Source organism: Rhizobium sp. RU33A, from assembly GCF_900156055.1.
In the GTDB taxonomy this organism is placed as follows: domain Bacteria; phylum Pseudomonadota; class Alphaproteobacteria; order Rhizobiales; family Rhizobiaceae; genus Allorhizobium.
The window spans coordinates 39,405-63,085 of the sequence record NZ_FTMQ01000006.1 but is presented as its reverse complement, the minus strand read 5'-3'; the positions used below and the strand labels follow the sequence as shown (position 1 = coordinate 63,085).

Genomic DNA, 23,681 nt, shown 5'->3' with positions numbered 1-23,681 from the left:
GCGGCGGTGAAAGCCGATGTCGATTGCAAGGAGCATTCGTGCTACGCGATGCTCTAGCCTTTGTGCTTTGTTATCCCGCATGCGAGGAGCCTCATGTTTCTTTCGGTTTTCGACGTGTTCAAGATCGGCGTCGGCCCCTCGAGTTCCCACACCATGGGTCCGATGACGGCGGCCAACCGGTTCCTCGACCTCATTCTCTCCGACAAATGGCCGCGTCCGGCCGGCGCGCATGTTGCAGCGCTCAAGGCCAGCCTGCATGGCTCGCTCGCCTACACCGGCATCGGCCATGGTACCGGCAACGCGGTCATCATCGGCCTGATGGGGGAAGCGCCTGACAGCATTGATCCGGATCGGATGGAGGCGATTATCGCAGAAGTCGAGCGTACGGGACGGGTCACCCCTCCCGGTCACCCCGGCTATGTGTTCCAGCCGAAGGATGACCTCGTCTACGACAAGAAGACTCCGCTCTCGGGCCATGCCAACGGCATGCGGCTTTCTGCCCTCGACAAGGACGGCCGGGTGTTGCTCACCCAGATCTACTACTCGATCGGCGGCGGTTTTGTCGTCACCGATACCGAGCTGCTCGCCATGCAGAAGCAGAAGAAGCAGGCCTCCAGCCAGAAGGTGCCCTATCCCTTTGCGTCAGCGAAGGAGATGCTGGCCATGGCCGCTTCATCCGGCCTCTCGATTGCCCAGATGAAGCGGGCAAATGAGGAAGCGGTCCGCTCGCGCGAGGATCTGGATGCCGGGCTCGATAAGCTCTGGGACGCGATGTCGAGCTGTATCGATCGTGGCCTGCGCCAAGAAGGCCAGCTACCGGGTGGTCTCAAGGTTCGCCGCCGGGCCAAATCGATCCACGACAAGCTGCAGGAGGAGTGGCGCTCCAACCGTCTCAATCCCGTTCTCGCCAACGACTGGCTCTCGGTCTATGCGATGGCGGTGAACGAGGAAAACGCCGCTGGTGGCCGCGTCGTGACCTCGCCGACCAATGGGGCGGCCGGTGTGGTGCCGGCGACTGTCCGCTATTACCTTCATTTCCATCCCGATGCCGATCAGGAGGGCATTCGCGACTATCTGCTGACGGCGGCTGCGATCGGCGGGATCATCAAGCACAATGCATCGATCTCGGGTGCCGAGGTCGGTTGTCAGGGCGAAGTCGGCTCTGCCTCGGCCATGGCCGCCGCCGGCCTTGCCGCCGTTATGGGCGGCACGCCTGAGCAGATTGAAAACGCTGCCGAAATTGCGCTCGAACACCATCTCGGCATGACCTGCGACCCCGTCGCCGGCCTGGTCCAGGTGCCCTGCATCGAACGCAACGCGCTTGGTGCCGTCAAGGCGGTTACCGCCGCCTCGCTCGCGCTCAAAGGCGACGGTGTGCATTTCGTGCCGCTCGATGCCTGCATCGAAACCATGCGCCAGACCGGCAACGACATGAGCGAGAAATACAAGGAAACCTCGCTCGGTGGTCTCGCCGTCAATGTCGTGGAGTGTTGAGGCGGGCAGGGGGCGTGCCTTGTCCTGAAACCCCTCCGTCGTCATCCTCGGGCTTGTCCCGAGGATCCGCTGCGCGAGCGCCGGCTCCGACGTCTGACGTCGCTTGCCTAGCCATCGTCCTGCGAATGGCCCCCCTCAATAGATCCTCGGGACAAGCCCGAGGATGACGATCCTGAACCCCATCCATACCGAAACTGTTGAGCACATCACCCCTGCGACACCCCAGCCCTTGACCCGCCAGTGGGACCGTCTATCTCGGATGTCATGGCACTGCATCTCCTCAAGCTCTGCGTTGGAGCCGACTCCATCGACGATCTGCGCGACTGGGTCGCCGAACGCTGTCTCGTTGCGGTGGCGGCCGGCCTTGAGCCGCATTCGTCGCATGTCACCCGGATGGTGCCGAAGCGCGTCGAGGAACTGCTCGATGGCGGCTCGCTCTACTGGATCATCAAGGGGCAGTTGTCTGCGCGGCAGAAGCTTCTTGATATCAAGACCTTCACCGGCGGCGACGGGATTACGCGCTGCGAGCTGATCCTCGGCCCCGAGGTCATTGAGGTGGCACCGGCGCCGCGCCGTCCGTTCCAGGGCTGGCGCTATCTGGATGCGGATGTCGCCCCGCGCGACCTTGCTGCCTCCGGCGCCGATATCGAGGACATGCCGGACGATCTGAAGCGGGAGCTCGCGGAACTTGGGCTGCTCTGAGCACCCTGTTTTGATCGCGCTTGCGGGGCGCTTCCGGCTTGTGACCCTCGTTATATAAAGATAGCTTGATTTTCGGGTGGATTGCGCTGTTATCGGGGCAGGAGCTGTCCTTGATCCGGGGGAATCATGCCGTCTGTGAAACTGCCTCTTCTCGCCTTGGCGTTGGCCATGACCGCGTCGCATCCTGTCGTCGCGGATGATCCGGCGATCGATCTGAAACTTTTCGGCAAACACGAGATCGAAGGGGGCCTCAGCACCTGCCATCTCGCCTTCTGGCAGAGCAACAAGAATCCCGAGGCCGACAAATATGCCTATCTGATCTATATGCCCTTTGATCAGGACGGCGTGCCGTTGCCGGCGGTTGTCGAGATCGGCACGGAGAAGATTGCGCTGACGGAGAGTGCGCGCGGCGATTTCGATCCGCCGTCGCGGCTCGGTTACCGGCTCTATTCCAGCACCGACCACGAGACGCATATGCTGGTTCGGATCGAAGAGGCAGTCGTCACCGGCTCGCTACAGACGGTCGGCAAGGCAACCGTCACCGTGGTGCGACCGGATCTCCCGCCCTTCGTTGCTGGCGCCAAGGGTGTCATTGGCTGCCCTGGCGCATCGGCGCCCGAGACGGCTGCTGCCGTGCCTTCCGAACCCGTCTCCGACGAAGGCGCCGCCGCAGGCGGGCCGTCGCCCTATACCGGCCCCGTTGGGTTGCCACTTGCCCCGCCTGTCCTTCTGGCATCCATAAGCGATGTGCCGGATGCAGTTCGCCGCGAGATTGCGACCTATGCGCCGGATCAATGCAGCGAACCGGAAACGCTTGCCTATCCCGGCCAGCGTTATGTCGTGAACGACAACTTCATTCTCTGGGAAGTGCCATGTTTCCTCGGCGCCTACCAGGGCACGAGCATCTTTGCGCTCACCCAGAACCCGCCTGCGGACTGGGCGACGATTCTGAGCCTGCCCAATCCGCCAGCGCTTGAGGGCGAGAACAATGCCCAGATGATGAACCCGGAGGTCTTTGCCGAGAAGGGTGTGTTCATCTCGACATCGCTCGGGCGCGGCGAGGGGGATTGCGGCACCTACCAGGTCTTCCGCCTGATGGATGCGCCGGGCGAGACCCTCGAATTCCAGCTGATGGAGTATCGCGAGAAGGTCAATTGCGACGGTGTGCAGAGCGAGCCATCCGAATGGCCGCTGCAATTCCAGCCCGGCGAATGAATGGCGCGGGTGCCTTACTGAGCTTTAGCTGAATTGGGCTGCTGGGCTGCGCTGAGGCATGCGGGTCGATGGTGTCCTTTCGTCCCAAAGCATGCTATGGGCGCGGCCATGATGACCGAACCTGACTTTTTGACCCGCGCCATTCCCGGTCCCGCCCCCTATGGGCGGTCGGTGTTTGCCGTCGCGCCTATGATCGACTGGACGGATCGGCATTGCCGGTTCTTTCACCGACAGCTTTCGGCCAAGGCACTGCTCTATACCGAGATGGTGGTGGCGGACGCGATCATCCATGGGCCGAGGGAGAAGCTCCTGTCGTTCAATGACGCCGAGCATCCGTTGGCGCTGCAGCTCGGTGGTTCGGATCCGCAAAAGCTGGTCGAGGCGGTGAAGATTGCCTCGGATTTCGGCTACGACGAGATCAACCTGAATGTCGGATGCCCGTCGGACCGGGTGCAGTCGGGGACGTTCGGGGCTTGTCTGATGCAGACGCCCGACGTTGTCGAGGCCTGCGTCCTGGCCATGAAAAAGGCGGCGACGGTGCCGGTGACCGTCAAGTGCCGGATCGGGGTGGACGAGCAGGAGCCGGCTGAGGTGCTTCCCGATTTTCTTGCCCGGATGATCGGGGCGGGGGCAGATGCAGTCTGGATCCATGCCCGGAAGGCCTGGCTGAAGGGGCTTTCTCCAAAGGAAAACCGAGAGATCCCGCCGCTGGATTACGAGCTGGTCTACCGGATGAAGCGGGAGAACCCGGATATCTTCGTCGGCATCAATGGCGGGATCACCGATCTCGACCAGGCCGTTCAGCATCTCGCGGTCATGGACGGCGTCATGCTCGGGCGGGCGAGCTATCACAATGCGACGCTTCTGACCGAGGCCGATCAGCGCATCTATGGCGAAGCGGCGAAGCCGGTCGACTGGGATGCGGTGCGCGATGTCATGATCGGCTATGCCGAGCGGGTGATCGCATCCGGCGGGCGGCTCAACCATGTCACGCGGCATATGGTCGGGCTGTTCCAGGGCTATGCGGGGGCCCGGCGTTACCGGCAGATCCTGTCGTCGGAAGCGACGAAGCCGGGTGTTTCGCCAGAACTGATCGCCGAGGCCTTTGCGGCGGTCGACATCGCAGGCGGGCCGAAGACACAGGGCGCGTCGGGCACCTCTGCCGCTGCGGAATAATCTCTAGCGCGGCTTTTCGGCAAATCTTGGTCTGAAATCGAAAATGGCGTCCCGTGGGACGCCATTCGAAAGTCAGATCAGGCAGCCTGGATGTTGACGGCCTTGGGGCCCTTGCCCATGCGGTCCGGCTCGGTGTCGAAGGTGACCTGCTGGCCGTCCTGCAGGGTCTGGAGACCCGAGGCCTGGAGCGCGGAGATGTGGACGAATACGTCCTTCGCGCCGCCTTCCGGGGTGATGAAGCCGAAGCCCTTGTCCTGGTTGAAGAATTTTACAGTGCCCTTGGTGGCCATGGGGATAGTCCTTATTCCCGTGTTGTCGTCTGCGCCGCGGCCGGCTGACCGGAAGCGGCTGGTTGAAGTTCCGCCGAAACGGAACCGTCGAGGGATCGCGATAACGGGGAAAGAACGTCTACCGGCGGGAGAAGGCCCCCAATGACCGCGCGGGCGGTCGATACAAGTCAGTCCAGTCTCCGGGATCATTTGTGCCCGAACCTACAAAGAGGTAGGGACATTTCGGAATCTTGGCAAGTATGAAAAGTCACAGTCGGGCCGACAAAATCGCGGCAACGGGCTGAAATCCTTGAGATTTAAAGGGTGGTACCGTTTCCATGCGCCCGTCCTGCACCCGATCCCCTTGGGCGGGCCGTGCGGATCGTGCGGATCGTGACCGGGGACAGAGGCTTGTTCCGTCTTGAAGCAGCCGCCATCCGGGTTTAGGGGAGAGGTGGCTGGGCACGGGAGTGGATGAGTATGGCAAAGACGGGTGCCGCAGTGATCGACCCTTACGAGCTCCTGGGCGTGGCCCGCGATGCCGACGAGGCCGCCATCAAGGCCGCCTATCGCAAGGTGGTGAAAACAGCCCATCCGGATGCCGGCGGCGATACGGAAGCGTTTGCCAAGATCTCCGCCTGCTACGAATTGCTGAAGGATCCCGTGCGCCGTCGCGTCTTCGACGATACCGGCTATGATCCGCAGCTGGCCGAGCCCGCCGACCTCAAGGGGCTGATGGTGCTGGAGACGCTGATCAACGACATGATCCTCGACGAGCGGGAGCCTGGCTCGTTCGATCCGGTCGCGGGGCTGCGCCGCAAGCTGACCGACGACATCCTGAAAGCCCGCTTTCACATTCTCGAGCTCGAGCGCCACCGGGCGCGGGTGCGCAAACATCTCGACCGGCTCGGCCGCCGCCCTGAGACCGATGTGCTCGGCTCGATGCTGCGGGCCCGGGCGCAATCGATCACCGATGCCATCAAGGCCTCCGAGGTGCAGATCGCCGCGATCGAGCGTGCCTATTCCATGCTCGAGGGCTATTCCTACGAAATGGAACCTTTGCCCGTCGAGGCCGAGGTCGAGGAGCTGCCGAAGGCGGCGGAGTAGGGCCGGGACGTAAGCTCCGGCTGACAGTTCGTCTCGGGAAACCTGACAAAACACAAATCTCGTGGAGAACCTGTCAACACCTGTTGACAGTGAGATATCGTTTTTTAGTATTGCAGCATACTCCGGTGAACTGGCCATTGTCGACGACGGTATCGGCACTGTCACCCCAGTAGGACTGGCATGGCATGGCATAGCATGGCATGGATCAGGTCCGCCGGGCGCTGCGCGCGTTTGCGCTGCCTCCTCATCCTGATCCGTGAGCCCCTGGGAGGGGTCCCCAGATACCAACAACTGGAGAAGGCACAGATGCACAGCGACGGCTTCGTTTCGCAGGCGCGCGAGACGATCATACACTTCCCCCTTGCGCACCGCCGACAACTCGTTCGCTCCGCCGCCTGTCGGCTGGATCAGCTGAACGGAGAGGCGGCGACCGATTTCTGGAAAACGCTCTGCAGCCGGTTGAAAACCGAGCTGTTCGATACCGGCCAAACCTATGAGGATGTGCGCCGGGAGATCCTCGCCTTTCAGGCCGAGGTCCACAGGGAGCTTCTCCTGCTCTACGAGCCCATCGGCGGCGAGCGCAGTCTCGCGGCGACCTAGCGTCGCTTCCTCCCCCTTGCGATAGAAATGGCCTTGCGGCCTGTCCGCCGTGACGACGGCTGGCCGCGTCATTGCGTGTCGCAGGATGGGGGCCTGCCTCATGACGGCGCGGAGCCCGGATTTGCGCGTGGCTTTGTCTCCCCCTTGGTGTGGCGCCAGATTCGGCGGCAGACGGCGGATAGTTGCGGGTTTGGGTCGCTGGCGGCCCAGGCGGCGATGGCGGCCCGCTCGTGTTCGGGGTGCGGGCCGGGGCGGGTGTGGATGCGGTGGATTATGGCCAGGGTGGTCCGAAGCCGGTCGGCTGCTTCGTGGTCATCGGGCCATTGGCGGGGCTCGGGACTGCGGTCGACAGGCGGGCGCAGCCCGTCCGCCATGGTCTGCAACTGCCGGCGCGCTTCGGCTTTGGCCTTTGCCACGCAGGGCGGTAGCGCTTCGCCTGGTGTCAGTGGCTGATCCGCGCGTTGCGCCTCGCCGCTGCAGTGCCGGTTGCGCCGGCATTGGCGCCGCCAGCAGTCGAGGGGGATGCCGTGTTCGTCGAGGACGTCGCGCAGCAGGCGCAGGTCCAGCGGTTCGGTCTTGGGGTCGTCTGTGGTTTTCGAGTCTGGCATGTCGGTCTCCTTGTCGTGAGGTGTTTCGGGAATTGGCGAAATAGGGAAATTCGTGGGGGCGTGGGGCGCGACGCCCTCATGCTGAGGTGCCCGCGAGAAGCGCGGGCCTCGAAGCATCCTGCGCTGGTGGCCTCGCCCTTCGAGGCCCGATGAGGTCGGGCCCTCAGGATGAGGGGGAATCATTTGTCCAAGCTTCGCCGCCGGTCGGGATCGCTCCCTCCGGGTGGGCTGAAATTTGTCTCGGACGAGGCGCCAGAAGCAACCTGTCTAAGTAGTTTTATGTGGCTCCTTCCGGCGCCTCGTTCGGCGTTTTTGTCCCGCTGCATGCGTCTCTCTGGCAAGGCGGCGACGGGCGTCGTGACCGGAGTCCGACGTTCGACCGGGCGCGGGTCCGGCTGCGGCAGTCTGCTCCGAAGAGTGTTCTGCCAGAGCCTGGCCGGTGGCCCGGGAGGTTCCCGCCGGATGGTGCACCAATCCGACCGGGACCCTCGCCCGGGGGATGTTGGTCTGGTCATTTGCGACCGGCCATCATCCCCGCCGTTTAATTCGCCCCGCCGTCTGGATGTTCGCGACGGCGTTGGCGCCTTGTCTGTGTGCCTCTGAGGCACGTCCTTCCGATCGGGGTATCCAGTGACAAGGGCATCCGACCCCGTCACCTTCGTACCAGCCCCTCGTCCGGAGGGAGACCGTTGCAGCGGGCCGGGGATTTGCACCTGCGAGAGTGCTCGCCCCCGGCGCCGGCCCCGCCTCGCCTGACATCGCATCGTCAGGTGTATCCGAGGGCGGGACGGGGGTGAGTCTACGAGGGTGGAAATGGTGGGGGATGAAAAAACATGTCGGGGTTTGATTTTGTTGGGGAATCGCGTCGGCGCGTCCCCCTTTTTCGGGAATTGAGGGGGATGAAGGTGGACCAAGGAGTGCACCGCAGCCGCGCGCCAATCGCATCACTGATACACAATGGCTGGGTTTGGTGATGATCATCAACACATGCAGAACTGCAGCCTGCCTAAGCGCATCTGTATGGGTTTCTCCGACAGTACGGTTGGGGATCACGACGTGATAAAAACCGGTGCCGGCGCCACCGTAGGGCACTGCTAACTGACAAGTGCCGTGCAACTGCGCGGCACCAACAGCGCAAAAAATGCGCCTCACCGCTTACTGGCCTAGCGGGCGGTTTTCATGTCCGCAGTGAGCCCTCGGATTCTATACCCGATAATGTCGTTGGAATTGTATTCCAGTCGTAAATCAGCTCAGCGTAAGTGTGTGGCAAAATACTTTTTGCTCAGATGCTCTATAACTTCGTCAGACACTTCATACGGACCGCGGCGCTCAATCGGTCGCTTCGCTAGATTGTTTACCGCTGCAGAAAGTTGTTCTTCCAGCCAATGATCGTCGTTTGCGAGACTGTTCGCATCCTTCACGACTACGCAATCTCTTGCCATTGTCGCCTCCACTAAAGGTTGCTATACAAACCTTATTAAACTCCGATTCTGCCCATTTGTATAACTCTTTATTTGAGGACCTGTTCACGATTTTTCAACCGCGTTTGGGAGGGGTGGCATGGATGATTCGGCAAGGCCAGAGCTTGTTATCGGGCTTGTTGGACCGATAGGCGTAGATCTTGATTACGTGCAGGAAGTCATCTCCCAGGAGCTTTCAAAACTAAAGTACAAATCAGTTCCACTGCGCATTACAGATTTAATGCGGTCGATAACTGTAGGGATTGACATAGATGAGACCTCATTCAGCAAGAAATATCACTCGCTGATCGCTTACGCCGACAAAGTTTGCGAAGAAGCGAGGAGTTCAGCTGCCTTGGCTGCATTGGCGGTGGCGAGAATACGTGCAGAAAGGACCAGAATTACTTCCAGTCCAGAGAAGCCGGCTCTCGGTCATGCTTACATCGTGAGACAATTCAAACGGCCGCAAGAAATCGATCTGATGCGGAAGACATATGGTCGGAAGTTTGTTCAAATTTCAGTCTCTGCTTCAGAGAAAGACCGTCGCAGCGAACTCTCCCGAAAGATAAAAGAATTCGATGAGTCATCAAAAGACAAAGATGAATGTGAAAAAGAGGCGATAGATTTAATAAAGAAGGATTTCGATGAAGGTGTAGGAAGTTTCGGCCAGAAAATATCAAATATATTTCATTTGGGAGACATATTTGTCTACGGAATGAATAAGAAGAATATTGATGATACGCTAAAGCGGTTTCTCGAGGCATTCTTTGGGCATAACGGTAGATCACCAACCAAAATGGAGTACGGGATGTACACCGCTGCGGCGGCGTCTTTACGTTCTATCGATCTATCGCGCCAAGTTGGAGCGTCAATTTTCACTAAAGCGGGTGAAATTCTCGCGATGGGTTGCAATGAGGTTCCTAAGCCCTTTGGCGGTACGTATTGGGCCGAGGATGGGGAGAATGCTCACAGGGATTTCGAACGAGGCCGTGATGCCAATCATTCGAGAAAGCTCGAAATTTTGCATGATTTGCTTGAACGGATGAATAAGGCTGGATTCTTGTCTCAGGAACTTTCGGCGAAAAGCAATGCTATAGAACAACTGCGTGAGATTATCGGCCATGCAGATATAAAAGATTCTCAGGTTATGGATCTCATTGAGTTTGGTCGGATGATTCATGCCGAGATGTCGGCGATAACAGATGCTGCAAGAACTGGAGTGAGTGTTCGTAACTCTATAATGTATTGCACAACGTTCCCATGTCACATGTGTGCAAAACACATCGTCTCATCCGGAATAGGCTCACTTGTGTATCTTGAACCCTATCCAAAGAGTTTTGCAGTGGAGCTTAACTCAGACTCAATCACGTTTGACGATGATCTCGCAGAAAAAAAGGTTCTTTTTCGTCCGTTCGTAGGTATTTCGCCCAGGCGATACAGAGATATATTTGAGAAGCGTTCTCGCAAAGGTGACGATGGTAGACGGCGTGATTGGTATTACGGCAGTCCTCTACCGATGATCGAGGACAAGAGTGCAGCATATATAGAAAATGAGGACTCAAGTATCCTTTCAAATCTGGGCGAAGATATTGCCTCGAAATTGATGGAAAACTCACGATAGAGGCTTTGTGATTTTTCACACCTCAATATGGGCAAAAAGAAATTTTTCTTATCCAATATATTCGAGCTTTGTCCGCTTACGTCAGAGAAACAAATCACCGCCCCGGTCGCCCCGTTTTGCCCTTTGTCCTTGCCTTGCGCTTGCCGTCGCCCGGATCCTCGTAGGAGCCGGCGCCGGCGCGGGCGCGGATGATGGGGCGGGGGTCGTCGGGTTGTCCCTCATCCGCCCTTCGGGCATCTTCTCCCCGTGAACGGGGAGAAGGAGGGGCCTCCGGCTTTTCCGGCAGCTTGCCGGTCACCGGCTTTTCGGTGCGGCCGACGGTCATTTCGTCGAGAGTGTTCTTGCGGAAATAGGAGCTTTCCGGGCCGGATTTCGGCATAGGCACGGCGCCTTCGGTGCCGGGGCCCATGTCGTCGAGGCTGGGTTTGGAGAAATAGCTGCCCTTGCCCTCGGGGGTGCCCGACTTGTTACGGCCGGAGGGGGAGATGCGGGGTTGGTCAACAGACCCCTCCCCAACCCTCCCCACAGGGGGGAGGGAGTTGGTTGTGCTTGCGGCGGCCTTGCGGCTTCCTCCACCGCTCTCCACTGCCTTCGCCTCTTGCTTGGCGATCGGGTCGTCCATGGCGGCGAGTTCGACGGCCTTGAGGCGTTTGATTTCGTCGCGCAGGCGGGCGGCCTTTTCGAAGTCGAGGTCGGCGGCGGCGTTGCGCATGTCTTTTTCGAGCGCGTTGAGATGGGCCTGGAGGTTGTTGCCGACGAGGTGGCCGCCATCGGCGAAGCCCTTGCCGGAGACGCCGGAGATATCGGCGCGGACGTGGTCGCGCTCGTAGACGCTGTCGAGGATGTCGGAGATGCGGGCCTTGACGGACTCCGGCGTGATGCCGTGTTCGGTGTTGTAGGCCATCTGCTTTTCGCGGCGGCGGGACGTCTCGTCCATGGCGCGCTGCATCGAGCCGGTGATCTGGTCGGCATAGAGGATGACCTTGCCGTCGACGTTTCTGGCTGCACGACCAATCGTCTGAACAAGGGACGTTTCCGAGCGCAAAAAGCCTTCCTTGTCGGCATCGAGGATGGCGACGAAGCCGCATTCGGGGATGTCGAGGCCTTCGCGAAGCAGGTTGATGCCGACGAGCACGTCGAAGGCGCCGAGGCGAAGATCGCGGATGATCTCGATGCGCTCCAGCGTGTCGATGTCCGAGTGCATGTAGCGGACGCGCACGCCCTGTTCATGCAGATATTCGGTGAGGTCTTCGGCCATGCGCTTGGTGAGCACGGTGACGAGGGTGCGGTAGCCCTTGAGCGCCGTTTCCCTGATTTCGCCGAGCACGTCGTCGACCTGGGACTTGGCCGGGCGGATTTCGACCGGCGGGTCGATCAGGCCTGTGGGTCGGATGACCTGTTCGGCGAAGACGCCGCCCGCCTGTTCCATTTCCCAGTTGCCGGGGGTGGCGGAGACGGCGACGGTCTGGGGGCGCATGGCGTCCCATTCCTCGAAGCGCAAGGGACGGTTGTCCATGCAGGAGGGCAGGCGGAAGCCGTATTCGGCCAGCGTCGCCTTGCGGCGGAAGTCGCCTCTGTACATGCCGCCGATCTGGGAGACGGAGACGTGGCTTTCGTCGATGAACAGAAGGGCGTTGTCGGGGATGTATTCGAACAGCGTCGGTGGCGGCTCGCCGGGCTTGCGGCCGGTGAGGTAACGCGAATAGTTCTCGATGCCAGCGCAGGAGCCGGTCGCCTCGAGCATTTCGATATCGTATTTCGTCCGCTGTTCCAGGCGCTGGGCCTCCAGCAGGCGGCCGCCCTTTTCGAGCTCGGCGAGGCGCATTTTCAGCTCCTCCTTGATCGACTTGATCGCGCCATTCAGGGCAGGCCTAGGCGTCACATAGTGGCTGTTGGCGTAGATCTTCACCGTCTTCATGTCGCCGGTCTTCTTGCCGGTGAGCGGGTCGAATTCGGTGATGCTCTCGATCTCGTCGCCGAAGAGGGTGATGCGCCAGGCGGCATCTTCCAGGTGGGCGGGGAAGAGTTCGATGGTGTCGCCACGGACGCGGAAGGAGCCGCGGACGAAATTGATGTCCTGGCGCTTGTATTGCTGGGCGACGAGGTCGGCGAGCAGCTGGCGCTGGTCGATGCGGTCGCCGACCGACATCTGGAAGGTCATGGCGGTGTAGGTTTCGACCGAGCCGATACCATAGATGCAGGAGACGGAGGCGACGATGATGCAGTCGTCGCGCTCGAGGATGGCGCGGGTGGCGGCGTGGCGCATGCGGTCGATCTGTTCGTTGATCGACGATTCCTTCTCGATGAAGGTATCCGAGCGCGGCACATAGGCTTCCGGCTGGTAGTAATCGTAGTAGGAGACGAAATATTCGACCGCATTGTCGGGGAAGAAGTTCTTGAACTCGGAATAGAGCTGGGCGGCCAGCGTCTTGTTCGGCGCGAGGATGACGGCGGGGCGCTGGGTGGCCTCGATGACCTTGGCCATGGTGAAGGTCTTGCCGGAGCCGGTGACGCCGAGCAGGACCTGGGTGCGGTCGTCATTGGAGAGGCCCTCGACAAGGTCGCGGATGGCGGTCGGTTGGTCGCCGGCGGGCTCGAAATCGGAGGCCATGCGGATCGGCACGCCGCCTTCGGACTTTTGCGGGCGGGCCGGCCGGTGCGGCATCCACAGCTCGCCGTTCTTGAACAGCGGATTGCCGCTTTCGATCAGGGCGGTGAGGGCCTCGACGGTGGCAGTGACGGCACCGGTGGCCAGCGATTCGGCCTCTTCGAGCGAGACGTCCATGCCGGCGATCGGATTGAGGCCGGCGGCGGCGCGGGTCTTCGGGTCATTGGAGGCACCGATCGATACGCCGCGGGAGGTCTTTGTCGAGGTCGTGTTTTTCGCGGTTGTTGGCTTGGCTTTCTCCAGCGCCACCTTTTCCGCGTGGCGGCGGGCTTCGATCTCGATCTTCTTGCGGTGCTTGCCCGCTTTCGACGCCAGTTCCCGCTGGCTCTCGACGGTCGAGGCCTCGGCTTCCGCCTCCAATTGCTTGACCCAATCCGAAACCGAGCCGGACAGCGGCGCGCCTTCGAACGGGGCTTGCGGGGCTTCCTCGAAACTATCAGAGGGGGCGGAGGATTTGGGAGACTTGGCCATGCCCGGAATATGGAGAACCGCGCCGGCAAAGGGAAGGGGCGGTGCCAGGATAATCAGAACAAAAACGCAACAGGTGTCACGAGTTGTGGCCAGCGTTGTGGCAGGAGGATGCTCGCGCCTTTCCCTGGCTGTTGCCGTGGCATGTGCGCACATCCGTGATCATTTCAGAGCATGCTATTCCGGGCCAGATGCCGCACTATCACGCCACCGACAGATGTTTTGACCGGGTCTTGCGCTTGAGCGCGGTCGGCTGGTGGTCGGCGATCCAGGTGTCGAGGGCACTTGCGGGCATGGGGCGGGCGAAGAGGTAGCCCTGGGCGATGCTGCAGCCGAGGCGGGCGAGGATTGCGGCGTCTTCGGGTGTCTCGACGCCTTCGACGACGATGTCGAGGGAGAGGGACTGGCCGAGGCTGATCATGGCCGAGATCAGTTTCTGGTTGGTCTCGCTGCGGGCGACGTCCTTGACGAAGCTGCGGTCGATTTTCAGGCGGTCGACCTTCAGGCCGATCAGATAGGCGAGAGACGAGTGGCCCATGCCGAAATCATCGACGGCGAGCTTGTAACCGTCCTGTTCGAGCTGCTTCAGCTGCTCGTCGGCGAGTGCGGGATCGAGGATGGCCTCCTCGGTGATCTCGATCTCAAGTGCCGAAGGCGCCACGCCATGGGCGCTGGTGACACGTTGCAGCATGCAGGGCACGGAATACAGCGCGAACTCGCGCGGCGAAACGTTGAGCGCCACCGTCACGTCGCCGAGGCCGAAATCAGGCAGGCGGCGGGCGAGCAGGCAGGCATCGCGGGCGATGCTTGCCGTGAGCTGTTCCGAGAGATGCACAGTGCGTGCGGCGTTGACGATTTCCGGTGGTGACACGAAGCCGAGCTGCGGATGCTGCCAGCGGACCAGCGCCTCGAAGCCGGTGATGCGGCGTGTCGTCAGGTCGACCTGGGGCTGGAACCAGGCGCCGATGGCGCCGGACTGGATGGCGCGGTCGAGGTCCTGCTCGATGATGCGTTTGCGCTCTGCATTGCGGCGCAGGTCCGGGTCGAACTCCCGCAGCTGGCGGCGATCGGTGCGCTTTGCGTCGTAGAGTGCCATGTCTGCGCAGGCGAGCAATTCTTCGGCATTGTCTGCGTGATCGGGATAGGCGGCGAGGCCGACGCTCAGGCCGATGACGGACTGGCGCTGGTGCCAGTGAATCGGCCGGCGGCTGGCTTCGAGCACGGCGGCCGCATGGGTGCGGGCGCGATCCAGGGCATCCGGACCGCTGACGACCACAGCGAATTCATCGCCCCCGAGACGGGCGATCAGGCTGCCATCCTCGACGATCGATAGAATGCGGGCGGCGATCTCACGCAGCAGAGCATCGCCGGCGCTGTGGCCGAGCGTATCGTTGATCGACTGGAAGCGCTCGACGTCGAAGATCAACAGGGCAACCTGCTGCTTGACGACAGCAGCCCGGGCGATGTCGCCCGCGAGGCGCCCGTGAAAGAACATGCGGTTGGCGAGGCCGGTCAGCGTGTCGCGGTTCGCGAGGGCCTCGAGGCGCGAGTTCTGGCGCAATATGTCGCTGTTGGCACGGGTCAGACTGTCAGCAAGTGCGGTCGCCTCATGGCGCGCGACCTGGCTGCTGACGAACATGCGCTCCGCCCAGAGGCTGCGGCGGATGAAAACGAAGATCATCAGGCTGAGGCAGAGACCGACCAGCACGTCATTGAGGCGCCAGTTGCCGATCAGATTGACCATCAGGGACAGCAGGATCGGGATGGCGTAGTTCAAGGCGAGCGGCGTATAGCCGATCTGCTTGACGACCGATCCGGCGGCCATGCCGCCCATCATCAGAAAGAGCGGGGCATGTCGTCCGAGCGGTTCGAAGTCGTCGATGGTCCAGGGCAGAGCGGCCCAGACCACGCCTGAGGCGAGCGCGCCGAGCGAGAGAATGGTCAGGGTGCTCTGCGGCGCCGACAACAGCTTGCCGCGCCGATTGAGCGCATTCATGGCATAGGCCCTGAAGGCGACAACGACGATTGCCACCACATACCAGGCGAAGTTTGTCCATCCTGCCTCATTCTGGATGTGGAGGATGAACAGGCAGACGGTGAGTGTAATCAGGTTCAGGACGAGTGTGGAGCGATATCCGTCGGCGATGTCCGCCACCTGCGCTTGCAGCACTGTCGGCGCTGTTCCGCCGCTTCGGCTCTCGTTCAACCACATAAGACAAAACCCATACCAATCGCAATAAAACATCAATAACAAGAGCGACTTAACGGGGTGTTATCGCGGCTCCGCGCAATTTAACTAGAAATCATCGGCAACTTTTTGGTGGTGCTGAAATGTGAGTTCGCGTCGCTTTTGTGCGCATTGGCCCCGATCTTTCTCGTCGGAATTCCGTCCTCAGGTTGTGAGCGTGCGCGCACGAAGGTTTCCGGTCGCGGATGAGAATGCGCCGCCCCATATTCGAGCCGATTTGATATGTAGGTATGTGTAGGCGACTCAGGCGTCGCCATCTCCCCCTCCATCTCACGAGTTCTCCATGCCGAGCCTCTCTCCCGCCGCTCTCTGGCCGATCCTGCTTCTGTCGCTCTCGAATGTCTTCATGACATTCGCCTGGTACGGGCACCTTAAATACAAAACATCCGCCCTCTGGATCGCGATCGTCGCGAGCTGGGGCATCGCCTTCTTCGAATATTGCCTCGCCGTTCCGGCTAACCGGATGGGCTCCGAGGTCTATTCGGCCGCGCAGTTGAAGACCATTCAGGAGGTCATCACGCTGATCGTGTTTTCCGGATTCTCGGTCTTCTTTCTGAAGGAGAGCCTGACCATCAACCATGCGATCGGCTTCGCCCTGATCGCCGCGGGCGCTGCCTTCGTCTTTCGAGGATGAAAACAGGCGCGGCCTATCTCGGGCCGCGCCTTATCCTGCCCGGTTTTCGGTCTTTCGAACGTCTAGCCTGCCGTTGCGACCTCACCTGTGCCGAGACGCCAGGCGGGAAGAACGATGGCAGCCAGGAGGATGGTGTTGAGCAGGACGTTGACCCCAGCGCCAGACACGAAGGAGCCGGTGCTGTCGACGAGATACCAGGCAAACGTCGCCTCGATCATCAATAGGCGGGTAAGCTTTGGGTCGGCTGGCAGCAGGCGGTCGAGGATCAGCCACATCATGACACCCCAGCCGACCATGACGCCGCCGCCGATGGCGGCGAGCACGTGGGCCGCCTGGGTATCTATAAGCTGGGCGCCGTCAAGGGGCCAAAACACCGCGTCGGCGAGAAGGGTTGCCGGCAGCGAGACGGCCGGATGGGCGCCGAGGGCGACGAGCAGCCCCAGTAAAATGATGAAGAGACTGGTGAGTTTCAGCCAGGTGGCGGCAAAGTCAAGGGGCATGTTCAGTTTTCCTTTTCGGTTGCGATGACATGACCATGGCCGCCGACCGATAGCCCCCGCAATTACCCCGGACGTAAGTGACGGCGCGCGCTCTCTGTGCCAGAAATTCCGGAGTGCCCGCAGCGGCACGGCGACAAGGAGACTGTCATGACCAGTGATTTTGGTGGTCAGCTGCGCATCTGGCGCGGCAAGCGGCGAATGAGCCAGTTGCAGCTGGCGCTGGTTGCTGATGTCTCTGCGCGGCATATCGCCTTTCTTGAAACGGGGCGGGCGAAGCCGAGCCGTCATATGGTTCTGCGGCTCGGTGAGGCGCTGGAAGTGCCGCGGGCCGAGCGCAACCTGATGCTGGATGCGGCGGGCTACCGCGCGGTCTATGCCCGCCGGCCGCTGGACAGCGCGACCATGGAGCCGATCCGCAAGGCGATCACCCACATGATTGCCGGGCATATGCCCTATCCGGCCTTTGTCTTCGATCGCCGCTGGACCGTGATGGATGCCAATGCGAGCGGTCATGCCATGTTGTCTGGCTTCGGCCTGACTGACGGGGACAGCTTTATCGACTTTCTGCTGGAGCCCGGACGGGGCACCGAACTGGTGGAGAACTGGCACGAGGTTGCCGCGCACCTCGCGGCCCGTTTCAGACTGGAAAGCGCTCATCTTGGCGGCGATGCTGTGCTGGAGCAGGCAGCCGAGGCGCTGGCTTGCGAGGCGGGAGAGGTCGACCACGGCGGACGTGGCGACCTGCCGCCGGTGCTTGCAGTGCGCTTTCGCTTCGGCGGAAAGGTCTATCCGATGTTCTCGACGATCACGCAGTTCGGCACGGCTGATGACATCGCGCTGGCCGATATCAAGATCGAGATGTTCTTTCCGTCGGACGAAGCCTGCGAAGTTTTCTTCCGCAACATGGCCGGCTGAGGCCGGTCAGGCCTGGGGTACCGGGGTCGGCTTGCCGTCAGCATCGAGCGCGACCATGACGAAGGTCGCTTCGGTGACCTTTTCCATGACATGGGTCAGATAGCGCTGGGCCCAGGTCTCGACCTTGAGCGTCATGGACGTGCGGCCGACGCGAGCAATCTCCGTGTAAACGCAGAGCGTGTCGCCGATCTTGACCGGCATGGCAAAGGCCATCTCCTGGACAGCCGCCGTGACGACGCGACCGCGGGCGCGCTCGGCTGCCCGGATGCCGCAGGCAAGGTCCATCTGGGCCATGACCCAGCCGCCGAAGATATCGCCCGCCGCATTGGCGTCTGCCGGCATGGCCAGCGTTCTCAGCGTCAGTTCTCCAGTGGGTGTTTGCGTGCTGCCGATCATGATTCTGCTGTGACTCCTCTGTGTGCAACACAGGAAAGATCCCGAAGTCGTCACGGCGCCACTACTAATTTTCACGGGTCAAAATGAACCTGTCATATTTGATAGGTCCGCATTTACGGAGTTTAGAACTGATAAATATCAAAATTTAGCATTCCAATCATAATGGGGGTGGAGAATATGAAATCGGTGTCTCTGTCAGTGCGGCTTTATGCACTGGTCGCACTGGCTCTGGCGGTTCTGGTGGGCGCGCTGACTTACAGCCTGTTCCAATCGTATGACACGCTGGTCCAGGAGCGCCGCATGGGGCTGGCGCAGATCAACGATAATTCTGTCGCGATCCTGAACAAGTATCACAAGATGGAGCAGGAAGGCACGTTGACGCGCGAGGAAGCGCAGGAGCGGGCCAAAGACGTCATCGGCGCGATGCGTTACGAGCCCGACGGCTACATGTGGATCAACGACATGCAGCCGGCCATGGTGATGCATCCGATCAAGCCGGAACTGAATGGCAAGGATCTGAGCCAGAACAAGGATCCGAACGGCAAGTTCCTGTTCGTCGAATTCGTCAATACCGTGAAGGCCGGCCAGGAAGGTTTCGTCGACTATTACTGGCCGAAGCCGGGCTTCGAAGAGCCGGTCGAGAAGCTGTCGCATGTCATCGGCTTCCAGCCCTGGGGCTGGGTCGTCGGCACTGGCGTCTATTCGGACGACCTGGCAGCGCTCTTCCGCCAGACGGCCATCCAGTATGGCATGCTGATCGCGCTTGCGCTGATCGGCAAGCTGATCTGCGCCTATCTCGTGGTTCGCAGCGTCGTGAAGCCGATCAACCGCCTGAAGGACTCGATGCAGGGTATCGCCGAGGAAAAGGTGGACATGGAGATCGCCGACACGGAGCGCCGCGACGAAATCGGCGGCATGGCGCAAACGCTTGTCGTGCTGCGCGACAGTGTGCGCGAACGCATCGAGCTGCGTGACCGCGAAGCGCAGCAGCAGGCGAGCCTGAACGGCGAGCGCGAACGCAACGAGCTCAATCTGCGCAGCTCGTCCGAGCGGCAGAACCATGCGATCAATGCGCTGGGTTCGGCGCTGGAGCGTCTGGCCGAAGGTGATCTCACCGTGCAGATCGGCGTGATCGGTTCCGAATACGAAAAGCTGCGCGACGACTTCAACCGTGCGGTCGAATCGCTCGGCGGTGTCATTGCCTCAATCAACCAGACGAGCGATGTCGTGACCTCCTCCGCCGGCAACATCAGCGAGGCGACAAACAATCTCTCCAAGCGCACGGAGCAGCAGGCGGCGGCCCTCGAAGAGACGGCGGCAGCCCTCGACGAGATCACCGCAACGGTTCGCACGGCGGCCGAACGTGCCAATGAAGCACGTCAGATGGTGGCGGAGACCAAGACCAGCGCCAACCGCTCGGGCGAAATTGTCCGCAGCGCTGTCGATGCCATGGGCCGGATCGAGGGATCGTCGCAGAAGATCAGCCAGATCATCTCCGTGATCGACGAGATCGCCTTCCAGACCAACCTACTGGCTTTGAACGCGGGCGTCGAGGCGGCACGTGCCGGCGAAGCGGGTCGTGGCTTTGCGGTCGTGGCGCAGGAAGTGCGGGAACTGGCGCAGCGGTCTGCCAATGCGGCGAAGGAGATCAAGACGCTGATCAGCGCATCGGCTGCCGAAGTCGACACCGGCGTTGGCCTAGTGCGCTCCACCGGCGAGGCGCTTCTCGAGATCGAGGCCCTGGTCAACCGCGTCAACGAGAGCGTCAACACGATCGCCACCGCTGCCAAGGAACAGGCGACGGGGCTTGCCGAGATCAATACCTCGGTCAACCACATGGACCAGATGACGCAGCAGAATGCGGCCATGGTCGAGGAAACCTCGGCCGCCGGTCAGGCGCTGGCGGAAGAGAGCTACAATCTGCGTCAGCTGCTCTCGCGCCTCAAGGTGAACGCTGCGCAGGCGGCAGCGGGTCATCGCTGGGCGGCGTAAGCGTCAGGCTTGACGCACGGATAGACAATAGACCGGGGCCGGCAGAGCGATCTGCCGGCCCCTAATTTTTGCCCCGGATTCCTGGCGGTTTTCGTTCATGGCGCATTAAGCCGGGATCACCTATGCTGCCTTTAGTTGTCCCATAAAGGGATATCGAGGGTGGAATGAGTGTTGCGTTTTCGTCCCTTGGCAGCCGGTGGACGGTTGCCGTCTTTTCGGTGCTTTTCGTCGCCGGCTGTTCCGGCAGCGACCGGATTCCCTTCGCTGACGTTGGAGGGCCACGCGCCGGCGACCAGCTGATCGGCAAGGTGGATCGCAGCAAAGATGGGCCGGTGCTTGTCGGTCGAGTCGGCGATCCACGAGCAGAAGCGGCCGCCTATGCGGCGCCGGCTGCCCGGAATGGTGGCGCCCAGGGGCTCGACTATCTCGACACGCCAAACCTTGCTGGCAGCGATGCGCCGCAGGCCGCACCTGCCTTGGCGGCGGCGGAACCTCAGTTTGGCAACGGCGGTGAAGGCCGGACGATGAGCGCCATGGCCATTCCGGAAGGCGGCGTCAATATCGATGGCGCACTCGGGATCGGGGCCGAGCCCGGAATTTCCGATGTCAGTTACGCAGATGTGACGAGCCCGGTCGGGGTGCAGCCGCAGCTGGTGACGGAGGCCGGCGCCATGGCGATCGCCGAGGGCAATACCAGCCAGCCGGTGGTCGACGGGATCGGCTTCGACGAGCCGACGCAGATCGTGACGGGGCCGAGCGGGGTTCAGCAGCCGGTCATGGCGGAAACCCAGGTGGCCGAGATGCCGGAGGAGGGCGGGATCCTGCCGCTTTCGGTGGATAGCGGCAATTCGGGCTTTGATGATCCGGCGCCGGTGTCGAGCCAGCGGGCGGCGGCGGCTTCGAAAGCGGGGGCGCCTGCGGGCAAGGACTGTTCGCTCTATCTCGACAAGCGCAACTGCCGCTAAGGATTTGCAACGGCGTAAGTTCGTAATTCGCAAAATGCCTAATGGTGTGGGGCCGGTGGCTCGTGCCGCCTGATGTTCCAAGCGCTGGCCTTGCTCTGGAGTGACATCAAGGCCCCTTCCAACCCTCCTCGCAAGGCTCAACCCGGCGGCGCCGTTGAGCGATGCTGCGCAGCGTGGCAATTCTGCAGTCCTCTCATGCGCCTGCAATTGATGGGTTGAGTGGGAAGAGCCGTACCGGAGCGGGCGAGGGCGGGCTTGCGGGCAGGACAGGGAGGGCCTAGAGGCTGGGCGAGGGGGTGGGGCCATGCGCGACAGCCGCAGTCGCGCGGGGCCGTGCCCGATCCTGCCGCTTTCCTCGCCGCCCGGCCGGGCGGTCCTATCTCCGGAGTGAGCCTATGCCGCCGATTGCCGATATCCTGTTTTTCGTCGCTCTTCTGGTGGCGGCCGGCGCCGTGGCGGGGCTTCTGGCCGGCGTGTTCGGGATTGGCGGGGGTGCTGTGCTGGTGCCGGTCTTCTACCAGGTCTTCGGCTATGCCGGGATCCCGGAGGAGGTGATCATGCATCTGGCCGTCGGCACCTCGACGGCGCTGATCGTGCCGACCTCAATCCGCTCGTTCCAGGCGCATCGCAAGCGCGGGGCTGTTGATATGGACCTCCTCAAGGGCTGGATGATTGCGGTGCCGCTTGGGGCGCTTCTCGCCACCGTCGTTGCGGCCTATGTCTCCAGCGCGGGTCTCAGGCTGTTTTTCGCCGTCATGGGCCTGGTGCTTGCCGCCCGCATGCTCTTCCTCTCCAACCGGATGCATCTGGGCACGGAACTGCCGGGCCAGCCCTTCCGGTTCCTCACTGGTTCGGCGATCGGGCTCTTTTCCGGCCTGATGGGGGTCGGCGGTGGGGTGTTCAACAACACCTTCATGACGCTCTACGGTCGGCCGATCCACCAGGCGGTGGCGACCTCCTCGGGCGTCGGCGTGCTGATCTCGATCCCGGCCTTTTTCGGCTTCATCTATGCCGGCTGGGGCGAGGCGGGCCTGCCACCCTTCTCCACCGGTTATGTCAACTGGATCGCCTTTGCCGTTATCTTCCCGATTGCCATGCTGGTCACGCCCTATGGCGCGCAGCTGGCGCATCGGCTGAACAAGCGGCAGCTGGAGCTGGGCTTTGCGGTGTTCCTGCTGTTTGTCTCGGCGCGGTTCTTCTGGAGCCTGTACGGGTGAGGGGCATGCATCAAGAGATGATTCTCAGGCTGTTTTCCTTTCTAGGTGCTACTTAGAGCACATGTCTTCAAGTCGCGTGACATCGCTAATCGGTGCAATCACTCGTCCAGCACTTACCTGTTCCCGGAATATCTCCATCACAGACACTACGTCTCCGGCGCTCAAGAGACCCTTTGACCTCAGGTGACTAATGTTTTTCGAGACTTTTTCGACAATCAGTTTCGATCTAACATTCGCAACGCGCTCAATTAAGAAAAACGTCTGAGCACTGCTTATGTCGTTTAGCTTTTGGCCAGGAAAGAAGTGGCTCAGTGCTTCAGCAATTCCCATCACGTTGTGCTCATATCTCACGGCACAGATGTAAATGTCCGCAATGTCGGCTTTAGGGAACTGCTTATCGAACCAGAGTGCAAGAAAGATCTCTACCAACTTCCGTCGGAGAGCGCTGTGCAACCTTTTGATGAACAGGGTTCTGGCGATCTGTTGAGTGATCGTAGAACCGCCGCTGCGTTTCCGTCTGCTTACGTAGCGATAAGCGGCGGCTATTATCGCTCTCAAGCTAACGCCAGAATGCTGATAGAAGCCTCGATCCTCTAATTCGATGAGAACAGGTCTCATTTTCTCTAAAGGAGTGCCGAGCCTCTTTGCTTCTATGACCGAAAGTCTTGCACGGTAGATTGTATACTCAATATCTTTGACCAGCGGCTGCCGTAAGACCTTGGCCACTAGGCCTGCAAATAGTCGACCAACTGTTTCGTACTGATCAAGGAGATGTAGCCTGTAGAAAAACGCTACGAAGGCGCTCCAAGCCAGCGCCAAAATCAAGGGGGTCGGCTCAAAATTGACGCCGTAGTCATTGAGTAAATTTCGCGGTGTGAACAACCAAACGAAAACTCCGGATGCTATCGAAATACAGAATATTGGCACCGCCTTCGGAGACAGCCACCCGTGGAACATAGGCAAATGATATGGTTCGTTAGCGCCTTCGATTCGGCGACTAGGCAATACGAGCTCAATTTTACCGTAACTCAGCCCCAACATCCGTCGCAGGATCACGATTTTTCTACTCGCTAAAACTGCGGTCTTTCTCGTGTCCGCAAAGTACGTCGCAGCAGACAGCGTGATTAACGAAAACAATATCGCGCTCGCCGTAAATCCAGATAGGTTTGATATTCCGTTTTGGAACGCTTCGTCGACAAGCTTTGTATTGTCTTTATAAAACGCTGCGCCTATTCCTATGATACCGACGAGCAAAGATGTCGAAAAGCTCAGAACCTTTTCATCTGCTGCCAACGTTGAGGCTGCGAGTTCATATTCCTTCAGTGCAACGTCGGCGGCTTCAGGCGAAAGATTGTATGTTGGGAAATATTGCTGGTCTTCCTCTTTGATTTTTCCCATCAATTTCCCCTTGTGTAAATTTATGAAG

General features: G+C 60.7%; 19 protein-coding genes. 12 read left to right on the top strand and 7 right to left on the bottom strand.

Features of this window, described 5'->3' with window-relative positions; translation table 11 throughout:
* The first annotated feature begins 93 nt into the window (after positions 1 to 93).
* The 4 genes from BW978_RS19295 (at position 94) to dusA (ending at position 4,587) form a co-directional block, all read left to right on the top strand.
* Complete coding sequence (locus BW978_RS19295) at positions 94 to 1,494, top strand: L-serine ammonia-lyase (protein ID WP_076397468.1); 1,401 nt, start codon at positions 94 to 96, stop codon at positions 1,492 to 1,494.
* Between the two features lie 264 nt (positions 1,495 to 1,758).
* Positions 1,759 to 2,196, top strand: coding sequence for a DUF1489 family protein (locus BW978_RS19290; RefSeq protein WP_076397467.1), 438 nt, complete (start codon positions 1,759 to 1,761; stop codon positions 2,194 to 2,196).
* A 168-nt stretch (positions 2,197 to 2,364) separates the two neighbouring features.
* Entirely contained in the window at positions 2,365 to 3,411 is a 1,047-nt protein-coding gene (locus tag BW978_RS19285) for a DUF1176 domain-containing protein (protein WP_175616917.1), read from the top strand.
* A gap of 111 nt (positions 3,412 to 3,522) precedes the next feature.
* The gene (dusA, locus tag BW978_RS19280; RefSeq protein WP_076397650.1) at positions 3,523 to 4,587 is read left to right on the top strand and encodes a tRNA dihydrouridine(20/20a) synthase DusA; all 1,065 of its coding nucleotides are present in this window, start codon (positions 3,523 to 3,525) and stop codon (positions 4,585 to 4,587) included.
* 77 nt (positions 4,588 to 4,664) lie between these two features.
* Here dusA and BW978_RS19275 read toward each other — a convergent pair whose 3' ends face one another.
* The gene (locus BW978_RS19275; protein ID WP_006724570.1) at positions 4,665 to 4,877 is read right to left on the bottom strand and encodes a cold-shock protein; all 213 of its coding nucleotides are present in this window, start codon (positions 4,875 to 4,877) and stop codon (positions 4,665 to 4,667) included.
* A 453-nt stretch (positions 4,878 to 5,330) separates the two neighbouring features.
* Here BW978_RS19275 and BW978_RS19270 point away from each other — a divergent pair, with 453 nt between their 5' ends.
* Both BW978_RS19270 and BW978_RS19265 read left to right on the top strand, forming a co-directional pair.
* A complete protein-coding gene (locus tag BW978_RS19270; RefSeq protein ID WP_139330606.1) occupies positions 5,331 to 5,963 on the top strand; it encodes a J domain-containing protein in 633 nt (210 codons plus the stop codon).
* Between the two features lie 306 nt (positions 5,964 to 6,269).
* Positions 6,270 to 6,563 carry a DUF6074 family protein gene (locus BW978_RS19265; RefSeq protein ID WP_076397648.1) on the top strand — a complete coding sequence of 98 codons (294 nt, stop codon included), beginning with the start codon at positions 6,270 to 6,272 and terminating at the stop codon, positions 6,561 to 6,563.
* A 98-nt stretch (positions 6,564 to 6,661) separates the two neighbouring features.
* On the opposite strand, the gene BW978_RS19260 is transcribed toward BW978_RS19265, so the two are convergent.
* Positions 6,662 to 7,171 (bottom strand): hypothetical protein, encoded by a 510-nt coding sequence (locus BW978_RS19260; protein ID WP_076397465.1) that lies wholly within the window; start codon positions 7,169 to 7,171, stop codon positions 6,662 to 6,664.
* Between the two features lie 1,560 nt (positions 7,172 to 8,731).
* On the opposite strand from BW978_RS19260, the gene BW978_RS19255 reads away from it, so the two are divergent.
* Positions 8,732 to 10,252 carry an anti-phage dCTP deaminase gene (locus BW978_RS19255; RefSeq protein WP_076397464.1) on the top strand — a complete coding sequence of 507 codons (1,521 nt, stop codon included), beginning with the start codon at positions 8,732 to 8,734 and terminating at the stop codon, positions 10,250 to 10,252.
* 94 nt (positions 10,253 to 10,346) lie between these two features.
* On the opposite strand, the gene uvrB is transcribed toward BW978_RS19255, so the two are convergent.
* Together uvrB and BW978_RS19245 are read right to left on the bottom strand one after the other, a co-directional pair.
* Positions 10,347 to 13,391, bottom strand: coding sequence for an excinuclease ABC subunit UvrB (uvrB, locus tag BW978_RS19250; protein WP_076397647.1), 3,045 nt, complete (start codon positions 13,389 to 13,391; stop codon positions 10,347 to 10,349).
* Between the two features lie 199 nt (positions 13,392 to 13,590).
* On the bottom strand, positions 13,591 to 15,600 hold the full coding sequence (locus tag BW978_RS19245) for a putative bifunctional diguanylate cyclase/phosphodiesterase (protein ID WP_076397463.1): 2,010 nt from the start codon (positions 15,598 to 15,600) through the stop codon (positions 13,591 to 13,593).
* 319 nt (positions 15,601 to 15,919) lie between these two features.
* Between BW978_RS19245 and BW978_RS19240 the strand changes: the two genes are divergently transcribed.
* Entirely contained in the window at positions 15,920 to 16,270 is a 351-nt protein-coding gene (locus BW978_RS19240; protein ID WP_076397462.1) for a DMT family protein, read from the top strand.
* A 62-nt stretch (positions 16,271 to 16,332) separates the two neighbouring features.
* Here BW978_RS19240 and BW978_RS19235 read toward each other — a convergent pair whose 3' ends face one another.
* Positions 16,333 to 16,770, bottom strand: coding sequence for a hypothetical protein (locus BW978_RS19235; protein ID WP_076397461.1), 438 nt, complete (start codon positions 16,768 to 16,770; stop codon positions 16,333 to 16,335).
* A gap of 147 nt (positions 16,771 to 16,917) precedes the next feature.
* On the opposite strand from BW978_RS19235, the gene BW978_RS19230 reads away from it, so the two are divergent.
* Positions 16,918 to 17,685 carry a helix-turn-helix transcriptional regulator gene (locus BW978_RS19230; protein ID WP_076397460.1) on the top strand — a complete coding sequence of 256 codons (768 nt, stop codon included), beginning with the start codon at positions 16,918 to 16,920 and terminating at the stop codon, positions 17,683 to 17,685.
* Positions 17,686 to 17,691: 6 nt separating this feature from the next.
* Here BW978_RS19230 and BW978_RS19225 read toward each other — a convergent pair whose 3' ends face one another.
* Positions 17,692 to 18,081, bottom strand: coding sequence for an acyl-CoA thioesterase (locus BW978_RS19225; RefSeq protein WP_076397459.1), 390 nt, complete (start codon positions 18,079 to 18,081; stop codon positions 17,692 to 17,694).
* 177 nt (positions 18,082 to 18,258) lie between these two features.
* On the opposite strand from BW978_RS19225, the gene BW978_RS19220 reads away from it, so the two are divergent.
* The 3 genes from BW978_RS19220 (at position 18,259) to BW978_RS19210 (ending at position 22,255) form a co-directional block, all read left to right on the top strand.
* Positions 18,259 to 20,073 carry a methyl-accepting chemotaxis protein gene (locus BW978_RS19220; RefSeq protein ID WP_076397458.1) on the top strand — a complete coding sequence of 605 codons (1,815 nt, stop codon included), beginning with the start codon at positions 18,259 to 18,261 and terminating at the stop codon, positions 20,071 to 20,073.
* A gap of 164 nt (positions 20,074 to 20,237) precedes the next feature.
* Positions 20,238 to 21,038, top strand: coding sequence for a hypothetical protein (locus BW978_RS19215; RefSeq protein WP_076397457.1), 801 nt, complete (start codon positions 20,238 to 20,240; stop codon positions 21,036 to 21,038).
* Positions 21,039 to 21,433: 395 nt separating this feature from the next.
* The gene (locus BW978_RS19210; RefSeq protein WP_076397456.1) at positions 21,434 to 22,255 is read left to right on the top strand and encodes a sulfite exporter TauE/SafE family protein; all 822 of its coding nucleotides are present in this window, start codon (positions 21,434 to 21,436) and stop codon (positions 22,253 to 22,255) included.
* 48 nt (positions 22,256 to 22,303) lie between these two features.
* On the opposite strand, the gene BW978_RS19205 is transcribed toward BW978_RS19210, so the two are convergent.
* Positions 22,304 to 23,653, bottom strand: coding sequence for a biosynthetic peptidoglycan transglycosylase (locus BW978_RS19205; RefSeq protein ID WP_076397455.1), 1,350 nt, complete (start codon positions 23,651 to 23,653; stop codon positions 22,304 to 22,306).
* Positions 23,654 to 23,681 lie beyond the last annotated feature (28 nt).

Excerpts from the sequence above, each read along its gene's own strand:
- BW978_RS19295 (WP_076397468.1), top strand. The coding sequence starts at position 94 with ATGTTTCTTTCGGTTTTCGACGTGTTCAAGATCGGCGTCGGCCCCTCG.
- BW978_RS19290 (WP_076397467.1), top strand. The coding sequence starts at position 1,759 with ATGGCACTGCATCTCCTCAAGCTCTGCGTTGGAGCCGACTCCATCGAC.
- BW978_RS19285 (WP_175616917.1), top strand. The coding sequence starts at position 2,365 with ATGACCGCGTCGCATCCTGTCGTCGCGGATGATCCGGCGATCGATCTG.
- dusA (WP_076397650.1), top strand. The coding sequence starts at position 3,523 with ATGACCGAACCTGACTTTTTGACCCGCGCCATTCCCGGTCCCGCCCCC.
- BW978_RS19275 (WP_006724570.1), bottom strand. The coding sequence starts at position 4,877 with ATGGCCACCAAGGGCACTGTAAAATTCTTCAACCAGGACAAGGGCTTC.
- BW978_RS19270 (WP_139330606.1), top strand. The coding sequence starts at position 5,331 with ATGAGTATGGCAAAGACGGGTGCCGCAGTGATCGACCCTTACGAGCTC.
- BW978_RS19265 (WP_076397648.1), top strand. The coding sequence starts at position 6,270 with ATGCACAGCGACGGCTTCGTTTCGCAGGCGCGCGAGACGATCATACAC.
- BW978_RS19260 (WP_076397465.1), bottom strand. The coding sequence starts at position 7,171 with ATGCCAGACTCGAAAACCACAGACGACCCCAAGACCGAACCGCTGGAC.
- BW978_RS19255 (WP_076397464.1), top strand. The coding sequence starts at position 8,732 with ATGGATGATTCGGCAAGGCCAGAGCTTGTTATCGGGCTTGTTGGACCG.
- uvrB (WP_076397647.1), bottom strand. The coding sequence starts at position 13,391 with ATGGCCAAGTCTCCCAAATCCTCCGCCCCCTCTGATAGTTTCGAGGAA.
- BW978_RS19245 (WP_076397463.1), bottom strand. The coding sequence starts at position 15,600 with ATGTGGTTGAACGAGAGCCGAAGCGGCGGAACAGCGCCGACAGTGCTG.
- BW978_RS19240 (WP_076397462.1), top strand. The coding sequence starts at position 15,920 with ATGCCGAGCCTCTCTCCCGCCGCTCTCTGGCCGATCCTGCTTCTGTCG.
- BW978_RS19235 (WP_076397461.1), bottom strand. The coding sequence starts at position 16,770 with ATGCCCCTTGACTTTGCCGCCACCTGGCTGAAACTCACCAGTCTCTTC.
- BW978_RS19230 (WP_076397460.1), top strand. The coding sequence starts at position 16,918 with ATGACCAGTGATTTTGGTGGTCAGCTGCGCATCTGGCGCGGCAAGCGG.
- BW978_RS19225 (WP_076397459.1), bottom strand. The coding sequence starts at position 18,081 with ATGATCGGCAGCACGCAAACACCCACTGGAGAACTGACGCTGAGAACG.
- BW978_RS19220 (WP_076397458.1), top strand. The coding sequence starts at position 18,259 with ATGAAATCGGTGTCTCTGTCAGTGCGGCTTTATGCACTGGTCGCACTG.
- BW978_RS19215 (WP_076397457.1), top strand. The coding sequence starts at position 20,238 with ATGAGTGTTGCGTTTTCGTCCCTTGGCAGCCGGTGGACGGTTGCCGTC.
- BW978_RS19210 (WP_076397456.1), top strand. The coding sequence starts at position 21,434 with ATGCCGCCGATTGCCGATATCCTGTTTTTCGTCGCTCTTCTGGTGGCG.
- BW978_RS19205 (WP_076397455.1), bottom strand. The coding sequence starts at position 23,653 with ATGGGAAAAATCAAAGAGGAAGACCAGCAATATTTCCCAACATACAAT.